This window comes from bacterium, assembly GCA_019695335.1.
Lineage (GTDB): Bacteria > CLD3 > CLD3 > SB21 > SB21 > JABWBZ01.
Genome location: JAIBAF010000071.1, coordinates 1 through 18,438, shown reverse-complemented (window position 1 = coordinate 18,438; position 18,438 = coordinate 1). Strand labels below are relative to the sequence as shown.

14 protein-coding genes are annotated in these 18,438 nt (G+C 44.7%); 5 read left to right on the top strand and 9 right to left on the bottom strand.

The window, feature by feature from the left end; genetic code table 11:
• The 4 genes from K1X84_14485 to vorB form a co-directional block, all read right to left on the bottom strand.
• Positions 1 to 722 (bottom strand): hypothetical protein (locus tag K1X84_14485; protein ID MBX7152833.1); only part of this gene is annotated, 722 nt, incomplete at its 3' end.
• Positions 723 to 1,679: 957 nt separating this feature from the next.
• Positions 1,680 to 2,678: a hypothetical protein gene (locus K1X84_14480; GenBank protein ID MBX7152832.1), complete on the bottom strand. Its 999-nt coding sequence runs from the start codon at positions 2,676 to 2,678 to the stop codon at positions 1,680 to 1,682.
• Between the two features lie 216 nt (positions 2,679 to 2,894).
• Entirely contained in the window at positions 2,895 to 4,313 is a 1,419-nt protein-coding gene (locus tag K1X84_14475) for a 2-oxoacid:acceptor oxidoreductase family protein (GenBank protein MBX7152831.1), read from the bottom strand.
• The gene (vorB, locus tag K1X84_14470) at positions 4,310 to 5,710 is read right to left on the bottom strand and encodes a 3-methyl-2-oxobutanoate dehydrogenase subunit VorB (protein MBX7152830.1); all 1,401 of its coding nucleotides are present in this window, start codon (positions 5,708 to 5,710) and stop codon (positions 4,310 to 4,312) included. The genes K1X84_14475 and vorB overlap by 4 nt, the downstream gene beginning before the upstream one ends.
• A gap of 344 nt (positions 5,711 to 6,054) precedes the next feature.
• Between vorB and pbpC the strand changes: the two genes are divergently transcribed.
• Both pbpC and K1X84_14460 read left to right on the top strand, forming a co-directional pair.
• Positions 6,055 to 8,310: a penicillin-binding protein 1C gene (gene pbpC / locus K1X84_14465; protein MBX7152829.1), complete on the top strand. Its 2,256-nt coding sequence runs from the start codon at positions 6,055 to 6,057 to the stop codon at positions 8,308 to 8,310.
• Between the two features lie 132 nt (positions 8,311 to 8,442).
• A complete protein-coding gene (locus K1X84_14460; GenBank protein MBX7152828.1) occupies positions 8,443 to 9,267 on the top strand; it encodes a DUF2911 domain-containing protein in 825 nt (274 codons plus the stop codon).
• Between the two features lie 44 nt (positions 9,268 to 9,311).
• Here the strand turns inward: K1X84_14460 and K1X84_14455 are convergent, their stop codons facing one another.
• Entirely contained in the window at positions 9,312 to 9,797 is a 486-nt protein-coding gene (locus tag K1X84_14455) for a hypothetical protein (GenBank protein MBX7152827.1), read from the bottom strand.
• Between the two features lie 132 nt (positions 9,798 to 9,929).
• On the opposite strand from K1X84_14455, the gene K1X84_14450 reads away from it, so the two are divergent.
• From K1X84_14450 to K1X84_14440, 3 genes are all read left to right on the top strand, one after another.
• Positions 9,930 to 10,430 (top strand): heme-binding domain-containing protein, encoded by a 501-nt coding sequence (locus K1X84_14450; protein ID MBX7152826.1) that lies wholly within the window; start codon positions 9,930 to 9,932, stop codon positions 10,428 to 10,430.
• Positions 10,431 to 10,586: 156 nt separating this feature from the next.
• Positions 10,587 to 11,912 carry an adenosylhomocysteinase gene (ahcY, locus tag K1X84_14445; protein MBX7152825.1) on the top strand — a complete coding sequence of 442 codons (1,326 nt, stop codon included), beginning with the start codon at positions 10,587 to 10,589 and terminating at the stop codon, positions 11,910 to 11,912.
• Positions 11,913 to 12,001: 89 nt separating this feature from the next.
• Positions 12,002 to 13,822: a homocysteine S-methyltransferase family protein gene (locus tag K1X84_14440; protein ID MBX7152824.1), complete on the top strand. Its 1,821-nt coding sequence runs from the start codon at positions 12,002 to 12,004 to the stop codon at positions 13,820 to 13,822.
• A gap of 18 nt (positions 13,823 to 13,840) precedes the next feature.
• Here K1X84_14440 and K1X84_14435 read toward each other — a convergent pair whose 3' ends face one another.
• From K1X84_14435 to K1X84_14420, 4 genes are all read right to left on the bottom strand, one after another.
• Positions 13,841 to 14,089, bottom strand: coding sequence for a hypothetical protein (locus K1X84_14435; GenBank protein MBX7152823.1), 249 nt, complete (start codon positions 14,087 to 14,089; stop codon positions 13,841 to 13,843).
• Between the two features lie 23 nt (positions 14,090 to 14,112).
• Positions 14,113 to 15,762: a peptide-binding protein gene (locus K1X84_14430; protein MBX7152822.1), complete on the bottom strand. Its 1,650-nt coding sequence runs from the start codon at positions 15,760 to 15,762 to the stop codon at positions 14,113 to 14,115.
• Between the two features lie 13 nt (positions 15,763 to 15,775).
• Positions 15,776 to 17,155 (bottom strand): FAD-dependent oxidoreductase, encoded by a 1,380-nt coding sequence (locus tag K1X84_14425; GenBank protein ID MBX7152821.1) that lies wholly within the window; start codon positions 17,153 to 17,155, stop codon positions 15,776 to 15,778.
• Between the two features lie 147 nt (positions 17,156 to 17,302).
• A partial coding sequence (locus K1X84_14420) for a thiolase family protein (protein MBX7152820.1) occupies positions 17,303 to 18,438 on the bottom strand: 1,136 nt, incomplete at its 5' end.

Genomic DNA, 18,438 nt, shown 5'->3' with positions numbered 1-18,438 from the left:
GCAAAATCCATTACGCACATGTTTCGGTATTCTTTATGCGGTCCGCATGCTACGCCAACCACTTTGAACGCTGTATTAAAAATATTTTCACGATGTCCACGGGAAGGTACGCCGTCGTCGATCAGCAACGACAAAACGATACGCCGCGCGTCGTCATTGCCATAATCGATATTTTCTCCGGCCGTCGATAGCCATTGCCCATAACGTTCGATTCGTTCAAACGGCGAACTGCCATCGCTGCCGTCATGACCGGTTTCACCGGTCGGCCCTTGATCCTCAGCATGATCTTCAGCGGCCTGCGATAAACCTTTAGACGGTCTCAAGGTATCAATCGGTTCGGCGTTCATCAAAAAATCATAACATTCATTGACAGCGCTAACGCCTTCGTTGGTCATGATCGATGCGTCTTCACCCGGAATAGTCATTAATTTTCCATTAAAATATTTTTTCAAAGCCGCTACATATTTGGCATAACCTTTCGGATTGCGGCGAACCTCATTCAACTCACGAACTACTTGTTTTTCCAGATTACTTAAATAGCTCATAGAAGCAAAAGAGGTTTTAACTTCGGTATTCTTTTTTTCTTCATTTGGTTTTTCAATTTCTTCCTTAACCAAATTACTTTGGCCGGAGAAAAGCGTCGTCAAAGTGACATCGGGATCGCCGACAAACGCATTGTTGTATGCAATCTGTCCGCTCCAATCATCGTGGTCAACCCACATGGCTTTATCGCCGGCATTAGGATGCATCGAATAATTCACGGTTTCCGAGTTAAAATCTTCATAATCTTTATAGGCATTGCCAAGCGATTTACCGGCAAAAAGATGGGCAACAAAATGCTGAAATGCATCTCCGAACCAATTGGCATAATAGCCCGAGGCGCCCATTTCCATAAACGGCTTCGAATACATGGCAACCCGGCGTTGTGCTTCTTTGAGGTTGATCTGGCCGATGTCGGAACCGGAATTGCCAGCCGTGAAACAGCCATAAACCATGACGATAGCACCCGGCGCAAGTTTTAAATCTTGTTTAATAATATCAGACGATGCGAATTTGTCTTTCAATGAAAAACCACCGACCCAATTAGGCGGCTCGTTGCCGTCGTAAACGCCGTGACCGCGGTACATGAGAAATTGCGCACCGGCGGCGGCCTTCTTGATAGCTTCCCAATTATTTTCCGGCGTGTAAAATTCATACACCGTAACGCCGTTTTGCCGGAGCGTCTGAGCCGTTAGTTTCAGATTCTTGATCTCCGACGTTGTCCAGCTTCCCTGATCGCCGTCGATGGGCGCTCCGATCAACACGGCTTTCAAACCATTGATCTTTACCGTTGCGGCGGGGAGTGCCTCGCGCAAACGGATTGATAGAATTTGTTTGGGAATCTCAGGTGTGGACTTGGAAACCACCTGTGCTTGCAATGAAATTCCGATAAAAAATAACACAAAGAATGTGTATAACGATTTTTTAATACACATAATTGGCTCCTTGGGTATGGTCAATAATTTTTAATAAATCTTAATGGAACGAAAAGGTAAGTCTTGGATCTGATAATAAGATATTTGAAAGCTTTATGATAAGCAAGAGCAGATAAAAAACAGGAATTTCTGTCAGATTGTAAAGACGTACGAAAAAAAAGCAGATAAAAATCTGCTTTTTTTTCTGATATAGCTTATGTAAGACTATCTTTTTTTCGTGAACGTTTCAGATTTGACCGGCATTTGTTTGCCCGACGGTCCCTGCATACCTCGATTATTAATCACGATCCTATTTTTACCTGTACGCTCAGCCGATAAAGATTTTCCTGTCAATAAAATGTCATCGAGGTAAGCGCCTTCCTTGGTATTTTGCGCATTAGACACAAAAAGCCACCGTACCCATAAAGTGCCAATTCCCGTAAATGAAATAATACTCTTTTGCCAACCGCTGGATGTGCCGGTAAAATAGCCATTGGTTACGTCAGCCCAGTCACTACCGGTCCAATACTGCAACTGGACATAATCGGAATCTAATTCCGTATCGTACCAAACCCAGAAGCTTAGTTGCACTTCCGTATATCCATTCAGCGAAACTCCGGCCGAATTGGCTCGTTCAAAATACGCGAGCATGTCATTGTCGTATTTCTGTCCTGGCACATCGCTATCAAACGCGCAATGCAATGCCCAGTCGCTTTTGTATGCGCGTCCTCCTAAATTCGTCGGTTGATCGTCCCAAAAATCCAAGCCTGAATTTGGATTGTTATCTCCGGTTAACCACTCTTCATTTGGGATGAGGCTCGTTTCAAAATCTTCATCCATCAACACTGTTGCCGGGACATCTTCGGTAGTGAAAAGCCAAACCGGTCCTTTCGTTGATGTATGGCCGTCGTACGCGGTTACTTGCCAAAAATAAATCGTATTATATTCCAGAGTCGCCTGATAGTACGGGACAGTGATACCGATTGACGAATCAATTTGGTTGGTCAAAGCTTCATCCAAATAAAACCGAACATCGAAAGTCAGATCATCGCCATCAGGATCGTCAGCATCCCATGCTAATACGGCATCAATCGCAACATCCGTCAACCCATAAGCCGGCAACGGCGAAGAAGGTTCAGATGGAGCCTGATTACTTCCGCTTGAATCACACCCATTGATCCAGAAGCTTGTCAAAATCACTGTCAGCGCTAAACGTAATCGCATGGTCTATCTCCACTTTCATTGATCTAGCGTGATATTACAAAGCCTCCTTCTAATGCACAAGGGTTAAAAATTGGGAATACGACAAATAATTCACCTCTAGCCCATCCATGTCGGGAAGCGAAATAAGACGGAAGCAGAAATTTTGACCGGCGATTGAGTAATTAAAAAAGAGGAATCCCCTAAAAACCCAGACCACAAGGTCTCTAGGGGATTGCGTTACCGACCATGGAAGGCTTTCATGCCCCAATTAAAAGCCTCCTCATTGAGAGGAATCATGGCGCATTTATCTTTCAGCGCCTGACGTATTGCGGTTAAGAAAGTATCTTGCGGAAAAATCCCGGTTGCCGCCTGGAGGGCGCCCAAGGCGACAATGTTCTTGACCATAGCCTTTCCGAGATCCACCGCAATTTCGGTGAAGGGAACGCCGACCAATTTGGTGGCGTTGTTGATGGAAGGCGGTTCAGCAATTACTGAACTATCATAAATGATCGTCCCGCCGGCCTGGACCTGTGGTCCGAATTTAGCCAGGCTCGGTGCATTAAAGGCGATCAGGATATGCGGATTGGATGAAGACGGTGAAAGCACTTCCTTATCGGCAATGTGAACATCGGCATACGATGTCCCTCCGCGGGATTCAGGTCCATAACTTGGAATATGCGTGGCATCGTATCCTTCATTGATGCCGGCTTTAGTAATCAGCATGGCGGCGGTTTGCGCTCCGTCTCCGCCTGCCCCGGCCAATTTCAACGCGATATCATTCTGCGCAATATGACTTGGAAAAGTTTTTGCAAATTTCGGTACGCGTTCAGTAGTACCGCCGACCAATTTTGTCAGTTTTTTCGGATCAAAGTCGGGCGCTTTCACATCCCACATCGGTTCTACCGTCAGATCTTTTTTCACTCCAAGAGGAAAGATCGGCGTCATATAGTCCCGTACCCATTCTTCCGCTTGTGACGGCGTCATTTTTAAATGCGTGGGACATTCAGCCAATACTTCTACAAACGCAAAACCTTTGCCTTCAACCTGAAGCTGAATCGCTTTGTGAATGGCCTTATGCGCACGATTACGCTGCTTGCTGTCATACAACGCTACACGTTCGACATAAATCGGACCGTCCAATTGTGCGATCACTTCGGCCATTTTCAAAGGTTGTCCTGCAAAATTCGTCCGCCCGTGAGGCGTTGTCGCCGTTTTTTGTCCTATCAATGTTGTCGGAGCCATTTGTCCTCCGGTCATACCGTAGATCGCGTTATTGACAAAAATGACCGTAATAGGAATGCCCATCTGTGCGACTTGCATGATTTCAGCAAGACCAATCGACGCCAGATCACCGTCCCCTTGATAACTAATGACAATAGAGTTCGGGTTGGCAACCTTATGTCCCAGTGCCACCACCGGCGCACGACCGTGCGCGGCTTGCGAGTTTCCCACATCCATGTAGTAATACAAAAATACGCTGCACCCGACAGGTGATATGGCGATCGTTCGGTCTTGTATATTTAAATCTTGAATAGTTTGTGCCATGAATTTATGCGCTAACCCGTGACCGCAACCCGGGCAATAGTGCGTCGAATGTCCTTTGAGTCCTTCACCATGAGCATGCCGTTCGAATTTATTATAAAATGCGGAACTCATGACAATACCTCCTCGAGTGAAAGTACGGTGTGGATGATCTCGTGCTGTTGCGGAAGAACGCCGCCGAAATGCTGCACGTGACTGATTTCAGGATAATCACGAATACCCGCATTACTCAGCGCGAGACGAACTTCATCTTCCAATTGACCGGCGCTCGCTTCCACCACCACTAGATGATTGGCCTGTTTCAAAAGCGGCTTCAAGGCTTTGATCGGAAATGGCCACAGCGTGACCGGCCTGAATAGCCCGGCTTTAATGCCTTGGCTGCGCAATTGTTCGACAGCGCCTTTGGCCATCCGTGCCGGAGTATTGCATGCGATGAGAATAACATCCGCATCATCGCAATAAAATAAATCAGCCCGTTGCTCGGCTTCGGTCATACGCGCATATTTGTCATTAAGATGAATATTATGTTGTTCCAAATCCTGTTCACTCAGGAAGATCGAACAGATGAGATTTCTCCGATGCATTTCATCGCCGAATACGGCCCAATCCGGAATGCCCGGCTTGGTCATCGTTTTGGGTAACTCGACTTTACCGGTAATTTGTCCCAGATAGCCGTCGCCAAGCAATACAACCGGACTACGGTATTTGAAAGTCAATTCAAAAGCCAGAATTGTAAGATTCAACATTTCCTGCGGCGTCGACGGCGTGAGAACGATCGCGTGCGTATTGCCGTGCCCGAGCCCGCGGCATGCCAGTTTGATGTCGGCTTGTTCGGGCGCAATGTTGCCGAGTCCGGGACCTCCGCGCATGATATTGACGAATACGGCCGGAAGTTCCGCGCCGATCATATAGGAAACACCTTCCAGCATCAGGCTGAATCCGGGCGAAGATGTAAACGTCATACACGGTAACCCTGCACCGCTGCAACCGTACATCATATTCACCGTTGCTACTTCACTGACGGCCTGCACAAAAACGCCATTGAGATCAGGCAATAACTTCGCCATCAATTCTGCGCCTTCGGTGGACGGAGTGATCGGATATCCAAAGAAATGGCGACATCCGGCCAGTAATGCACCGATCGCGGACGCATATGTGCCTTTGATTACTAAGGGATCGACCTGCGGTAATTGAATAACTGTGTCGAGAATGGGGAACGGAACGGGCGCCGTCGTCGGTTTCTCACCGAACATTTTTTCCGGATCCATTAATTCAAATTCAAATTCCTTAGGTTGCGGCTGCAATCCAAACGGTTCAGGACAAGCATCAACGCAGAGCTGGCATCCATTGCACAAATCCAGTTTCAGCACCACCGGTATCAGTCCCGTTGCGGGATTGATTTCTTTTCCCATTTCAATGCAGTGCTTCGGACACGCTTCGATACAGCGCCCGCACCCCTTGCAGTATTCAGGAAATACATACGGTTTAGGTCTTTCTTTCAAAGCAGGCATCTCATTCCTCCTGATATACAACTGTTGATTTTTCAACACCTTCGAGCACTTCATGCCTCTTATTTAAATCGATCTTAGACTACACTGTTGAATAATTCCATCCCTTACACCTGTGCTACAAAATAAGTCCTAAACAAGGGTTTGCAAATGATATAGGTCAGTTTTTTGGGTAATTTAAGTCACGCAATACGAAGGTTTTATTGCTCCATTTGAAGAGACTCTCCGATAGTTTTAATGAGCCAGTATTAACAGCCTATTAGTAGCCCGATTATGTCCAAAACCGCAATTCCTAAAGCCATGTAAAGTTTCATTGTTCATTGACTTAAATTTAATTACAATAACCTATGAAGGAAAAAAAACAAGATATTCTCTTTGTCGTATTGATCCTGATTTCATTCTTCATCTATCCCCTGCCTGAAAATGATCTTACATTTGAAGAAGTCACATCGGTAAAAATTTTCGACCGTAATGGTTATTTGCTTCGGGAAATTTTATCGCCGCAGGAAGGGCGCGGACAATGGACGCCGTTGGAAAAAATCAGCCCCCGCGCCATAGTGAGCGCCGTCACGGCTGAAGATAAAAGGTTCTACGACCATCATGGCGTCGATCCGATGGCAACGCTTCGGGCAATCACTCAGAACCTGCGCGCGATGGAAACCGTTAGCGGCGGTTCGACTATCACTCAGCAAGTGATCAGGAATGTCTATCACTTTCCGAGAAATATTCTTTTCAAGTTGATTGAAATGTGGTATGCGGTGAGATTAGAACATACACGAACGAAAAACGAAATTTTGGAACAATATTTCAATCGTATTCCGTTTGGTAATCAGGCATTCGGCATCGAGGCGGCAGCGCAGCTGTATTTCGGCAAATCTTCATCGGACTTAAGCTGGGCAGAATCGGCTTTTCTGATCGCTCTTCCCAAATCGCCGACGTTTTACAATCCATACAAAAATTTTGATAAGGCGCAAAAACGCCAGCATTTTATTTTATCCAAACTGCGCGAAGCCGGCCATTTGAGTGAGGACGAGCTCCAACGAGCCCTTAATGAACCTATTGTGTTGTTTCCGAAAACTTCGCCTTTCAATGCACCGCATTTCATCAACTGGATTTTGAAAAAAACTCCGGACGCAACGTCGAATATCCACACCACGCTCGATCTGCCGCTTCAAAAAGAAATTGAAAAAATTGTTACCGGTCAGATCAGGTTGCTTAGCCACGAAAATGTAACGAATGCCGCTGTGCTCGTCGTACAAAATTCTACAGGATCGATACTGGCCATGTGCGGATCAGCGGACTATTTCAGCGAACAGCACGACGGACAATTCAATGCGGTTTTTTCAAAACGCCAGCCGGGTAGTGCCCTGAAGCCATTTACGTATTCATTGGCCTTCGAAAAAGGATTCTCCCCCGCTTCACTTATTCCGGACGTTGAAACCGTCATCCCAACGGCCGAAGGCAATTTCACTCCGAAAAATTATGACCATAAGTTTCACGGTCCTGTCCGTGCACGCGTCGCCCTGGCATGTTCCTACAATGTGCCGGCCGTCCGGATTTTGCAGACGCTCGGTGTTGATCAGCTTTTGGGACGACTTCGGGTATGCGGCATAACAACGCTTGATCATAATGCCGATTACTACGGACACGGGCTGACGTTGGGTAATGGCGAAGTAACTCTGTTTGAACTTACACAAGCGTACACCATTTTTCCGAATCAAGGCCGCTTGATCCGATTGCACGCTATTGAAGACGAAAACGTTCCGCCGCCTGCTGTTATCACTTCACCGCAAACGGCTTTTTTGATCAATGATATATTGTCCGACGCGATTGCACGTGTTCCGGCTTTCGGATACGAATCTCCGATTGCGCTGCCATTTCCCTGCGCCGCTAAAACGGGAACGTCGTCCGATTTCCGGGATAACTGGACTTTCGGATATACCAATGATTTTACCGTCGGCGTCTGGGTGGGTAATTTTGATAATTCACCGATGAATGATATTTCGGGAGTGACCGGCGCCGGGCCTATTATGCGAGAGATCATGCTGTATTTGTATCGTCAATCTTCACCAGAAAAATTTCCGCTGCCTTCAAAAATCAAACGAGTAACTGTCTGCGGCATTAGCGGGGAATTATCTCACGAAGGTTGCGCCTCTACCGTACAGGAATACTTTATCGACGGAAGCGAACCGCTCGTTTCATGCCGTGCGCACAGCAGTTCGGGTAAAGTCAATTATGCCGCGTTATCACCTATTTATGCGCAATGGAATGCCGACAAAGATGCCAACCGTCAAAACGATGCGTTGTTGAATATGCGTAAACAATTTGATGCTGTCCGGTCGCTAAAAATAGTTTATCCAGCCGACGGAACTCAATTTAAAATCGATCCGGATTTGCGCGGCGATTATCAAGCCATTTATTTCGAAGCATTGGCGCCGGGAAATGTATCGCACATTCGGTGGTATCTTAATGGAAAATTGTACGAAGAAAATGATATCCCTTTCAAAAAACTTTGGCGCTTAAAACCAGGTCAGTATGTATTGCGGGCAGAATCGTTTGATAAAAAATTAACTGACGAAATTCGATTCGAAGTCTTGCCTTAATTGAATAAAATCCTTATGCTGTTTTCACACCGGAGAATGCAACGTTCCCGAAAATCAGCATTACACTTTTAAAGTGTAATACACAATGATACATCCAATTATTCAGTTACATAAATTGAAAGGAAGCCAGCCATGCGTTTATTCATCACATTACTTTTAATTTCTGCTTTTTCAATTTCCGCGCAAGTCACACTGCCCCGTCCGAGTCCCAAAGCCACAGTTTCACAAACCATCGGTATTACGGATGTTTCAATTACGTATTCTCGTCCCGGAGTTAAAGGGCGTGAAATCTGGGGCAAAGTGGTTCCTTACAACGAAGTTTGGCGTGCGGGAGCGAATGAAGCGACCACCATTACTTTTTCAGACAGTGTCATGATCGAAGGCACTAAACTCCCTTCCGGCACTTACAGCCTTCACATTATTCCTGCGACGACGGAATGGACCGTCATATTGAATAAAAACGCAACGCCATGGATGACCTACTCCTATAAACAGGAAAATGAAGCTGTTCGGTTCAAAGTCAAACCGCAAACCGGCGACATGCAGGAACGCATGATGTTTACATTCGATGATCTGACGGATAATTCCGGCCGCATCATCATGGCGTGGGAAAAAATCAGGCTCTCGTTCAAAATTGAAGTTGAATCGCAGTCCCTCACACTTGCCAAAGCACGTACTGCCATCGGTTGGGCGCCGATGATGCAAGCGGCCAATTATTGTGTCGAGAATAATGTGAATTTAGATGAAGCGATGAAGTGGGTAGACATTTCGATCATGTTGACTGAAAATTACTGGAATTGCCGCGTCAAAGCACAATTGCTGGCGAAAGCCGGAAAAACGTCCGATGCTGTCAAAATGATGGATAAAGCGTTCGATTATAGTAAAGGAATGCAGTCGCCGCCGTTCGATCTCGCGCGCATGCAGGAATTATCAGCAGATTGGAAGAAAAAGAAATAAGTCGATAATATTGAAAATTGAGAATTGGACAGCATTCTTTGAATTCAATTCTCAATTTTCAATTCTTTTACCTTGGATTTGAATTGCGACTTCACCTCATCCAACGATTTCGTTTGTTCCTCAAGCGAATCGATGCGGCCGGTTACTTTGGTCCCGTCTACTTTTAACCAATATTCACCGCAAATGGAAATCTGGTACTGATTTTCAATATGGTTATCCGGACGAACAGCTAAAATCCACGTTGACCCGATGGGAAACCGCTTCACATAAGGCCGGCATAATTTGCCGTCGTCTCCCCAAATCCAGATTTTTTTGCGTGATTCTTTGCCATTCAAAATTTCTTTGATCTCAACTTCCATCGCTTGCTCTAAATCATCCACTTTTTTATAATGGCTGATTTTGGCCAAAACGACTAACGGACTTGACGGAGCGACGGTCATGAAATCTTTATCCGTTCCGCAACTGCATGGGTTAATTTCATGAATAACCCCGCCGATCAACAACAATACAATAACAAGGTTTGTCTTCATAAGGATTAAATTTAAAGTACTGTCACAAAAGCTAGTTTTTTAAACAATCTACAAAAAAGATGGAAAATAACAATTCAAAATTGTAGAATACTGTCGTTTAGTATACAACAGATGATAGGAGAATAATTCTCTATGAAAATTCGTACATGGATTGGCCTGATATTGCTGATTGTTCTGATTATTATCCAGTTCATTCGTCCGGAGATGACGAATCCTCCTACGGATCAGTCAAAAACTTTTCAATCTCAAATGCAGGTACCGGAAAACATCGCTTCAATTCTATCAAAAGCCTGCTACGATTGCCATAGCCATCAAACCAAGTGGCCATGGTACAGCAATGTCGCGCCGGTATCGTGGTTGTTGGTTCAAGATGTTAATGAAGGACGGAAACATTTGAATCTTTCTGATTGGGGAAGTTACAAAGAATCCCGTAAGGTAGAAAAACTATCACAAATGGCCGGCGAGGTTACTGATGGCAAAATGCCGTTGCCGATCTATTTATTAATGCATTCCGAAGCCAAACTTTCCGATCAAGAAAAAAAGGACCTGGTTAACTGGTGCGAAAATGAAGCGGATAAAATTAACGTACCGGAGGATGGTGAAAATACTTCTGAAGAAAAACATGAGCATTAAGCGGCAAAGGTAAAATTTACGTTCATCTTGAATGACTGATAACCGGTTTTTTTGTAAAAACAACATTGCATTTATCAATGGTTTCGGCTATCTTCGCGTATTCAGTTAGCAAACTATATTTTTATTTTTAAATACATTATTTAAAGGAGTTATGTAATGTCTGTAGCAGAAAAAATGAAGACAGAATATTTACCCTATAAAGTCAAAGATATATCTCTTGCAGAATGGGGACGGAAGGAAATTAAACTGGCCGAAGCGGAAATGCCTGGCCTTATGGCCATCCGTGAAGAATATGGCAAACAGAAGCCCCTCAAAGGCACCCGCATTGCCGGTTGCCTTCATATGACCATACAAACGGCGGTACTGATTGAAACATTAGTCGAACTTGGCGCGGAAGTAACATGGTCATCGTGCAATATTTTTTCTACACAAGATCATGCGGCTGCCGCAATCGCCGCAGCAGGAATTCCTGTATATGCATGGAAAGGTATGAACGCTGAAGAATTTGACTGGTGTATCGAACAGACGTTATTTTTCGGGCCGGATCGCAAACCATTGAATATGATTTTGGACGACGGCGGCGATCTCACCAACATGGTTTTGGACAAATATCCTGAATTGGCCAAAGGCGTCAAAGGTATTTCCGAAGAAACGACGACCGGTGTGCATCGTCTTTACGAACGCGTCGCCAAAGGAACGCTACCGATGCCAGCCATCAACGTCAATGATTCCGTAACCAAATCAAAATTCGACAATAAATATGGCTGCCGCGAATCATTGGTCGACGCGATCCGTCGCGCAACGGATCTGATGCTCGCCGGTAAAGTGGCTATTGTCGCCGGTTTTGGCGACGTCGGCAAAGGTTCAGCCGAATCGCTCAGCAGCGCCGGCGTACGCGTGATCGTAACGGAAATCGATCCCATTTGTGCATTGCAAGCGGCCATGGAAGGTTATGAAGTCAAAACGATGGATGAAGCCGTTAAAGAAGCCGACATTATCGTCACCGCAACTGGCAATTGCGACATCATCGTTGATCGGCATTTCAAAGCCATGAAACATAATGCCGTTGTCTGCAATATCGGACACTTCGATATTGAAATTGATATGGATTGGCTCAATAAAAATTACGGCAAAACTAAAGATACGATCAAGCCGCAAGTCGATAAATATACGGTTGACGGCAAAGATATCATCGTTCTCGCCGAAGGCCGCTTAGTCAACCTCGGTTGCGCGATGGGACATCCTTCGTTCGTCATGTCCAACTCATTTACCAATCAAGTTCTGGCTCAAATCGAACTTTGGAATTATTCCAATAAATACGAGAATAAAGTTTATACTTTACCAAAACATCTTGATGAAAAAGTTGCACGTTTGCATCTCCAAAAAATCGGCGTGAAACTTGAAATGATGAGCAAAAAGCAAGCGGATTATATCGGTGTAAAAGTCGAAGGACCTTTCAAACCCGATTGGTACCGCTATTAATTAATAAGCTTCGAAATGAATAAAAAGCGATCTCATTTCGGGATCGCTTTTTTTATAATTTGCCGTTTATGACAAAGTAAAGGCCACTAATGAAATCGTTTTTAGAACTTGTTAACGAAAAAATTTTAATTTTCGACGGCGCAACAGGAACCAATCTTCAGTCACAGAATCTGACCGCGGACGATTTTGGCGGCGAAGAATATAATGGCTGCAACGAATATTTACTTCTCAGCAAGCCTTCAGCCATGGAAAAAGTTCATATTGATTTCCTGAAAGCCGGAGCTGACGTAATCGAAACCAATTCGTTCGGATCGTCGTCGATTGTTTTAGCCGAATACAATTTACAGAACCGCGCATACGAATTGAGCAAGCTGTCGGCCGAATTGGCTAAAAAATGCGCCCATCAATTTTCGACTCCTGACAAGCCACGTTTCGTAGCGGCTTCCATTGGTCCTACTACGAAATTACCTTCTCTGCAGCATATCGATTATAAAACGATGCATCAGTCTTTTTATGAACAAATGGCCGGCTTATTAGACGGTGGCGCAGATATATTGAGCATCGAAACTTGTCAGGATATTTTACAGACGAAAATCGCTCTTACTGCCGCTCAGGATCTTTTCAAAGATCGAAAGAAAAAAATTCCGGTCATTGTCTCGGTCACAGTTGAAACGACGGGAACGATGCTGATGGGAACCGAAATCGGCGCCGCGTTGACGTCGATCGAGCCTTTTGACATCGTCGACGTATTCGGAATGAATTGCGCAACCGGCCCGCAGGAAATGTCCGAAAATATCCGTTATCTCTGCCAAAATTCGCCCAAACCGGTTTTCTGTATGCCTAATGCCGGAATACCTGAAAATATCGGTGGAAAAGCGCATTATCATCTTTCTGCGGATGAATTAAAAAAATGGCTTTCGCATTTTTCCAAAGATCTCGGCGTTAACATTGTTGGCGGTTGTTGTGGTACGACGCCGGAACATATTCAAGTTCTGGCCGAAGCTTTGTCCAATACAGCACCAAAGGCCCGCGCATGGAACTATACACCCTCCGTCGCTTCGATTTATGCGCCGGCACCGATGCACATCGATCCACCGCCCGTCATCATCGGCGAGCGCACGAATGCGAATGGATCGAAAAAATTTAAAGAACTGCTGATCGCTGAAAATTATGACGAAATGGTTTCCATGGCCAAAGAGCAGGTCCGGGAAGGCGCGCATGTACTTGACGTTTGTGTCGCGTACGTCGGCCGCAATGAGGTCAAAGACATGGAGGAAGCCATCACGCGGTTTAACACGCAAGTGTCGATTCCCGTTATGATTGATTCGACGGAATATCCGGTAATCGAACGCGCCTTGCAACTTCTCGGTGGACGCGCTATTGTCAACTCGATCAATCTTGAGGACGGCGAAGAAAGAATGGAACATGTACTGCCGTTATGCAAACGTTATGGCGCGGCGGTCGTCGCACTGACGATCGATGAAAAAGGAATGGCCAAAACACGTGAAGAAAAATTTGCAATCGCCAAACGCATTCACGATCTGGCAATCGATAAATACGGCATGCGCGAAGAAGACCTGATTTTTGATACGCTTACTTTTACTCTTGGATCAGGCGAAGAGGAATTTCGTAAAGCAGGTATTGAAACGATTGAAGCAATCCGTATGATCAAACAAGCTCTTCCAAAAGTCAAAACATTGCTCGGTGTCAGCAATATTTCATTTGGATTAAATCCTCAAGCACGGCATGTTATTAATTCCGTCTTTTTGCATTACGCCATAGAAGCCGGACTCGATATGGCTATTGTGAATGCACAGAAAATCATGCCTTTGTACAAAATTGATGAAAAAGAACGCGAATTAGCCCGTCAGTTGATCTTTGACGAACGCCGGTGGGAAGCTGTTGCTTAGCAATGAGCAATAGAATTCTTATTTAGCAAAGATATACCATAACAGGAACGCAATTGCCGAACTGATAAATCCGGACACGTTGATATAAAAAGCTACTTGTGTCCATCGGTTATAATTTTTTTCCGTTTTTCGCGTAAGCCACCAAAAGAATAGGCCTAAAAACCCAAGAGGCATCACCGTAACAGCCAGAGCGTAGACCCAAATCCATCCCAGTAGAATATATAAAACACCCAAAACTATCGAAACAACTCTGCACAACGTCGCCATTTAATTACTCGTTATTGCATTAATCATTGTTCACTGCCAATTGTCCAAAGCCAAAATTTATCAATCTCTCCTAAAATACTGGTGTGGGTGTTTTGAATTTTTGGGTTATACCCGACGATTTCATCTCTCCAAAATAAAAACGTTGCCGGTTGATCATTATAAATAATCGCTTGAAATTTTTTCCATGTTTCAGCGGCGTCAACCGACGATCGGACATTCTTACCTTCTTCGATCAATCGATCAACTTCTGCATTTTGATACGAAACATCATTGTATAGATTTGATTGAAGATCGGAATGCCATTCGCTGGTAGGGTCGATCTGAAGGGTCACGCCGATTCCAGAAATAAATGCGTCATAATTTTTCTTCAATTCATTGTCGTAAAAAACATTCGTTTCAACCTGCCGGATATCTGCCCGGATTCCGATAGCTTCGAGATTTTTGTGAATGATTAAGGCGGCAAATTCACGCCGCTCATTTCCGGCATCGTAATACAACTCAAATTCAAATTTATTCCCATCTTTATCCAAAATACCGTCGCCGTCATGATCGATCCATCCGGCCTCAGCTAAAAGTTTTTTAGATGCATTGGCATCGTACGGCAATGGTTTCAACGTGTCATTCAAAGCCCATTTATAAAGAGGAGAAATCGGTGATACGGCTGGACGCCCGAATTCGCCCAAAAAACCATCAATAATCTCCTCGCGATTAATCGCGATCGTCAAAGCCCGTCGCACACGTTTATCACCAAACAGCGGATGAGGCTTGATAATCTTACCGTTGCTTTCATGATAAACTTTTTGATCGATGTTCTGCCATCCGACATAATCATAATAACGAGAACGCATGACGTCGATGCGAATACCTGATTTTCGCAACTCCGGAACGTCTTGTGGATTGATCGGATACATCACATCGGCTTCACCGGTTTTTAAAGCTGTCAGGCGTGTCGTGTATTCCGGTATTACACGGAAAACAATCCGATCTGTTTTCGCAGATAACGGAACGTTTGTATTGCGTACAAACACTATCTGCTCTTGTTTTTTCCATTCCTGAACTTTAAAGGGTCCTGCAGAAAGAGGTTTAGAATTAAATGAATGTTGGCGCAATTCCGACGGTCTGACATCTTTGAGTAAATGATACGGCAGAAAACCCGGCTGAAGATTCGTATCGTATAATTGAAGCGCATATGGCTTTTTAAAATGGAACACAACCGTTGAATCGTCGGGAATCTCAATCGCTTTATCTAAATTTTCCCCTTCTCCATTCTCAAACATTTGCAAATGTTCTTTCTTAGGGCTGGCGACATCCGGATGTTGTATTAATTCGAAAGTAAATTTAATATCTTTCGCCGTGACCGGAACTCCATCTTCCCATTTCCAATCAGTGCGTAAATGATAGGTAAGGGATTTTCCGTCTTGAGAAAGCTCATAATTTTTAGCTAATAATGGTGAATAACGGACAAGTCCCGATGCCGAATCGAATTCTGATTCCATCAGACGTGGCAGAACTCCGGTACATAAAATCCGACCGAATGCCGTCACGTGCGTGACCGGATTGATTTGATCGGCATCCGCTTTAATCGCGACAACAATGGGCGATGGATTTTTTCCGGTTCCGCACGACAGGCACACCATTAGTAATAAGCCAGCTACAATTTGAGAATATCGCATGAAAATCTCCCGATTATTTTTTTTGAATCAACTCTAGCATTGCATTGGTATTCGTAAATTTAATTCTTGGCCGATGTTCGTCCGCTCCGCGCGCCAGTTCCGTTCGGTCAATGAGCAGCCAATCATCAAACGATACAAATCGCACGTTACGTTTGGCCAGAAATTCTTCCATTTTTTTTCGCGAAGGATTCATCGGTTGAAGCATGCGCTTTTCGGATACATCTTGTAAAACTTTCTCAACGGTTGCTTGCGAATCAGGCTTATTAGTTCCGATCACGCCTGACGGCCCGCGTTTGATCCATCCGACAACATATTCACCGATACGATCTTTGACACGGCCTTCTTGATTAGGGATAATCCCGTTTTTTTCATCAAACGGAACTCCCGGCAACGGAATGCCTTTATATCCGATCGATCGAAATACCAATCCTACCTTAATCGTTTCAAAATGATCCGTCGGTTTTGGCCGTAACGAGCCGTCATCGCTTTTGTATAACTTGTTTTTAACTAACTTGATCGCCTCGACTTTTTGGCTGCCAATCAATTCGACCGGCGACCATAAAAATTTCATGATGATTCTTTTCGGCTTCTCCATTAAAGGCCTGCGGGAATAATCCAACAAAATCTCAATGTTACGATTAACGTTCGAATCGGCTGCTGTTCTTATAACCTCGGTAGTCAGATCGTCAATCTCGATTTCTTTGGGATCTACATGAATGTCTGAAGCTTCCATTTCACCCAACTCTTTGATCTCGGGATTAGTGAATGCCGCTTGCGCAGGGCCTCGACGACCAACCAGATATATTTCTTTAACACGGCTTGTTCTCAATTGCTCTAGAGCCTCATCGGAAATATCCGTCCGGCGTAATTCCTCGTAAGAACTCGCCAAAATACGTGCGACGTCCATCGCGACGTTACCATTACCGATCACCGCAACTTTTTCCTGCGATAAATCAAATTTAAAATGTTGATAATCGGGATGACCATTGTACCACGCTACAAATTCTGTCGCTGCGTGGCTTCCCGACAAGCTTTCCCCGGAAATTTCCATTTGCCGGTCCGATTGAGCGCCGACAGCATAAATCACCGCATGATAAAAAGATATTATATCTTCATGCAGAATATCTTTACCAAATGTGACATTACCATAAAAACGAAATAACGGATGTTGAGCGATCTTTTCATAAACTTTGGTGACAGCTTTTATTTTCTGATGATCCGGAGCAACTCCTCCTCTTACCAATCCATACGGCGTCGGCAATCGATCGAACATGTCGATTTCAACCGTAAGGTTCTTTTGTTTCAGCAAATGATCGACAGCATAAAAACCGGAAGGACCCGACCCGATAATGGCCACGCGAAGAGGATTCATGTCAGTTCCAATAGAACTCATATTTTCACCTAAACAACTGTGGATTAATTTTAATTTTTCAGTATAGAATATAGCTTATTCACAAATTAAGTTAAACTAAAACCTATGGAAAAAATAAAAAGGCTGCCCGGAACGGAACAGCCTTTTGTCAATTTTAACGAAAGTTAATTATATTCTTTCAATAATCAAAGCACTGGCTTCGCCACCGCCGATACAGATCGCGGCCATTCCCGTTTTTTTCTGATGGCGTTTGAGCGCATGAACCAATGTAGTTAAAATACGCGCTCCACTGGCGCCGATCGGATGACCTAAAGCGATAGCTCCGCCTTGTACATTCATTTTATCGGTCGGAATATTAAGCTGTTTAGCTGCAGCTAAATTTACCACAGCAAAAGCTTCATTAATTTCAAAAAGATCGATATCGTCGAGTTTTTTGTCGGCTTTTTTCAGAACTTTACCGATGGCATCGATGGGCGCCGTGGTAAACCATTCCGGTTTACGCGCCGAAGACGCTTGGGCTATGATTTTCACCAATGGTTTGAGTTTGAGCTGATCGGCTTTCTCCCGCGACATGATGACTAATGCGGCCGCGCCGTCATTGATACTGGATGCATTAGCCGCAGTAACGGTTCCATCTTTTTGAAATGCGGGTTTCAGCGTCGGCATCTTTTCAAAATTAGCTTTTTTAGGATTTTCATCTTCAGTAATGATTATATCGCCCTTTTTGTCCTTGATCGTAACGCCGACAATTTCATCACCGAATGCACCGTCTTTTTGGGATTTTAATGCTCTCTCAAAACTCATTTTCGCAAAAGCATCTTGCTCAGTGCGCGGCACATTGCATTCTTTGGCACACAATTCAGCAGCATTGCCCATATGATAATCATTGTACACGTCCCACAAACCGTCTTTGATCATGCTGTCTACCAATTGACCGTGACCCATTCGATAACCGGTACGCGCTTTTTCAAGCAAATACGGCGTATTGGACATACTCTCCATGCCGCCTGCTACAATTACATCCGCATCGCCACACATAATCGCCTGCGCCGCCAGCATCACGGATTTGAGTCCGGAGCCGCAAACTTTATTAATGGTCATACACGTGACCGTTTCCGGCAATCCGGCAAATAGAGCGGCTTGCCTCGCAGGCGCCTGACCTTCGCCCGCTGTCAGTACATTCCCCATGATCACTTCATCGACATCGGTTTTTTGTATTCCGGCGCGTTTTATAGCCTCTTCAACGACGAGCGCTCCAAGACGCGTGGCATTGATGCTGCTGAGTGAGCCCTGGAACGTACCTA

Excerpts from the sequence above, each read along its gene's own strand:
- K1X84_14460 (MBX7152828.1), top strand. The coding sequence starts at position 8,443 with ATGCGTTTATTCATCACATTACTTTTAATTTCTGCTTTTTCAATTTCC.
- K1X84_14480 (MBX7152832.1), bottom strand. The coding sequence starts at position 2,678 with ATGCGATTACGTTTAGCGCTGACAGTGATTTTGACAAGCTTCTGGATC.
- K1X84_14430 (MBX7152822.1), bottom strand. The coding sequence starts at position 15,762 with ATGCGATATTCTCAAATTGTAGCTGGCTTATTACTAATGGTGTGCCTG.
- K1X84_14435 (MBX7152823.1), bottom strand. The coding sequence starts at position 14,089 with ATGGCGACGTTGTGCAGAGTTGTTTCGATAGTTTTGGGTGTTTTATAT.
- K1X84_14455 (MBX7152827.1), bottom strand. The coding sequence starts at position 9,797 with ATGAAGACAAACCTTGTTATTGTATTGTTGTTGATCGGCGGGGTTATT.
- pbpC (MBX7152829.1), top strand. The coding sequence starts at position 6,055 with ATGAAGGAAAAAAAACAAGATATTCTCTTTGTCGTATTGATCCTGATT.
- K1X84_14440 (MBX7152824.1), top strand. The coding sequence starts at position 12,002 with ATGAAATCGTTTTTAGAACTTGTTAACGAAAAAATTTTAATTTTCGAC.
- K1X84_14475 (MBX7152831.1), bottom strand. The coding sequence starts at position 4,313 with ATGAGTTCCGCATTTTATAATAAATTCGAACGGCATGCTCATGGTGAA.
- K1X84_14450 (MBX7152826.1), top strand. The coding sequence starts at position 9,930 with ATGAAAATTCGTACATGGATTGGCCTGATATTGCTGATTGTTCTGATT.
- ahcY (MBX7152825.1), top strand. The coding sequence starts at position 10,587 with ATGTCTGTAGCAGAAAAAATGAAGACAGAATATTTACCCTATAAAGTC.
- vorB (MBX7152830.1), bottom strand. The coding sequence starts at position 5,710 with ATGCCTGCTTTGAAAGAAAGACCTAAACCGTATGTATTTCCTGAATAC.
- K1X84_14425 (MBX7152821.1), bottom strand. The coding sequence starts at position 17,155 with ATGAGTTCTATTGGAACTGACATGAATCCTCTTCGCGTGGCCATTATC.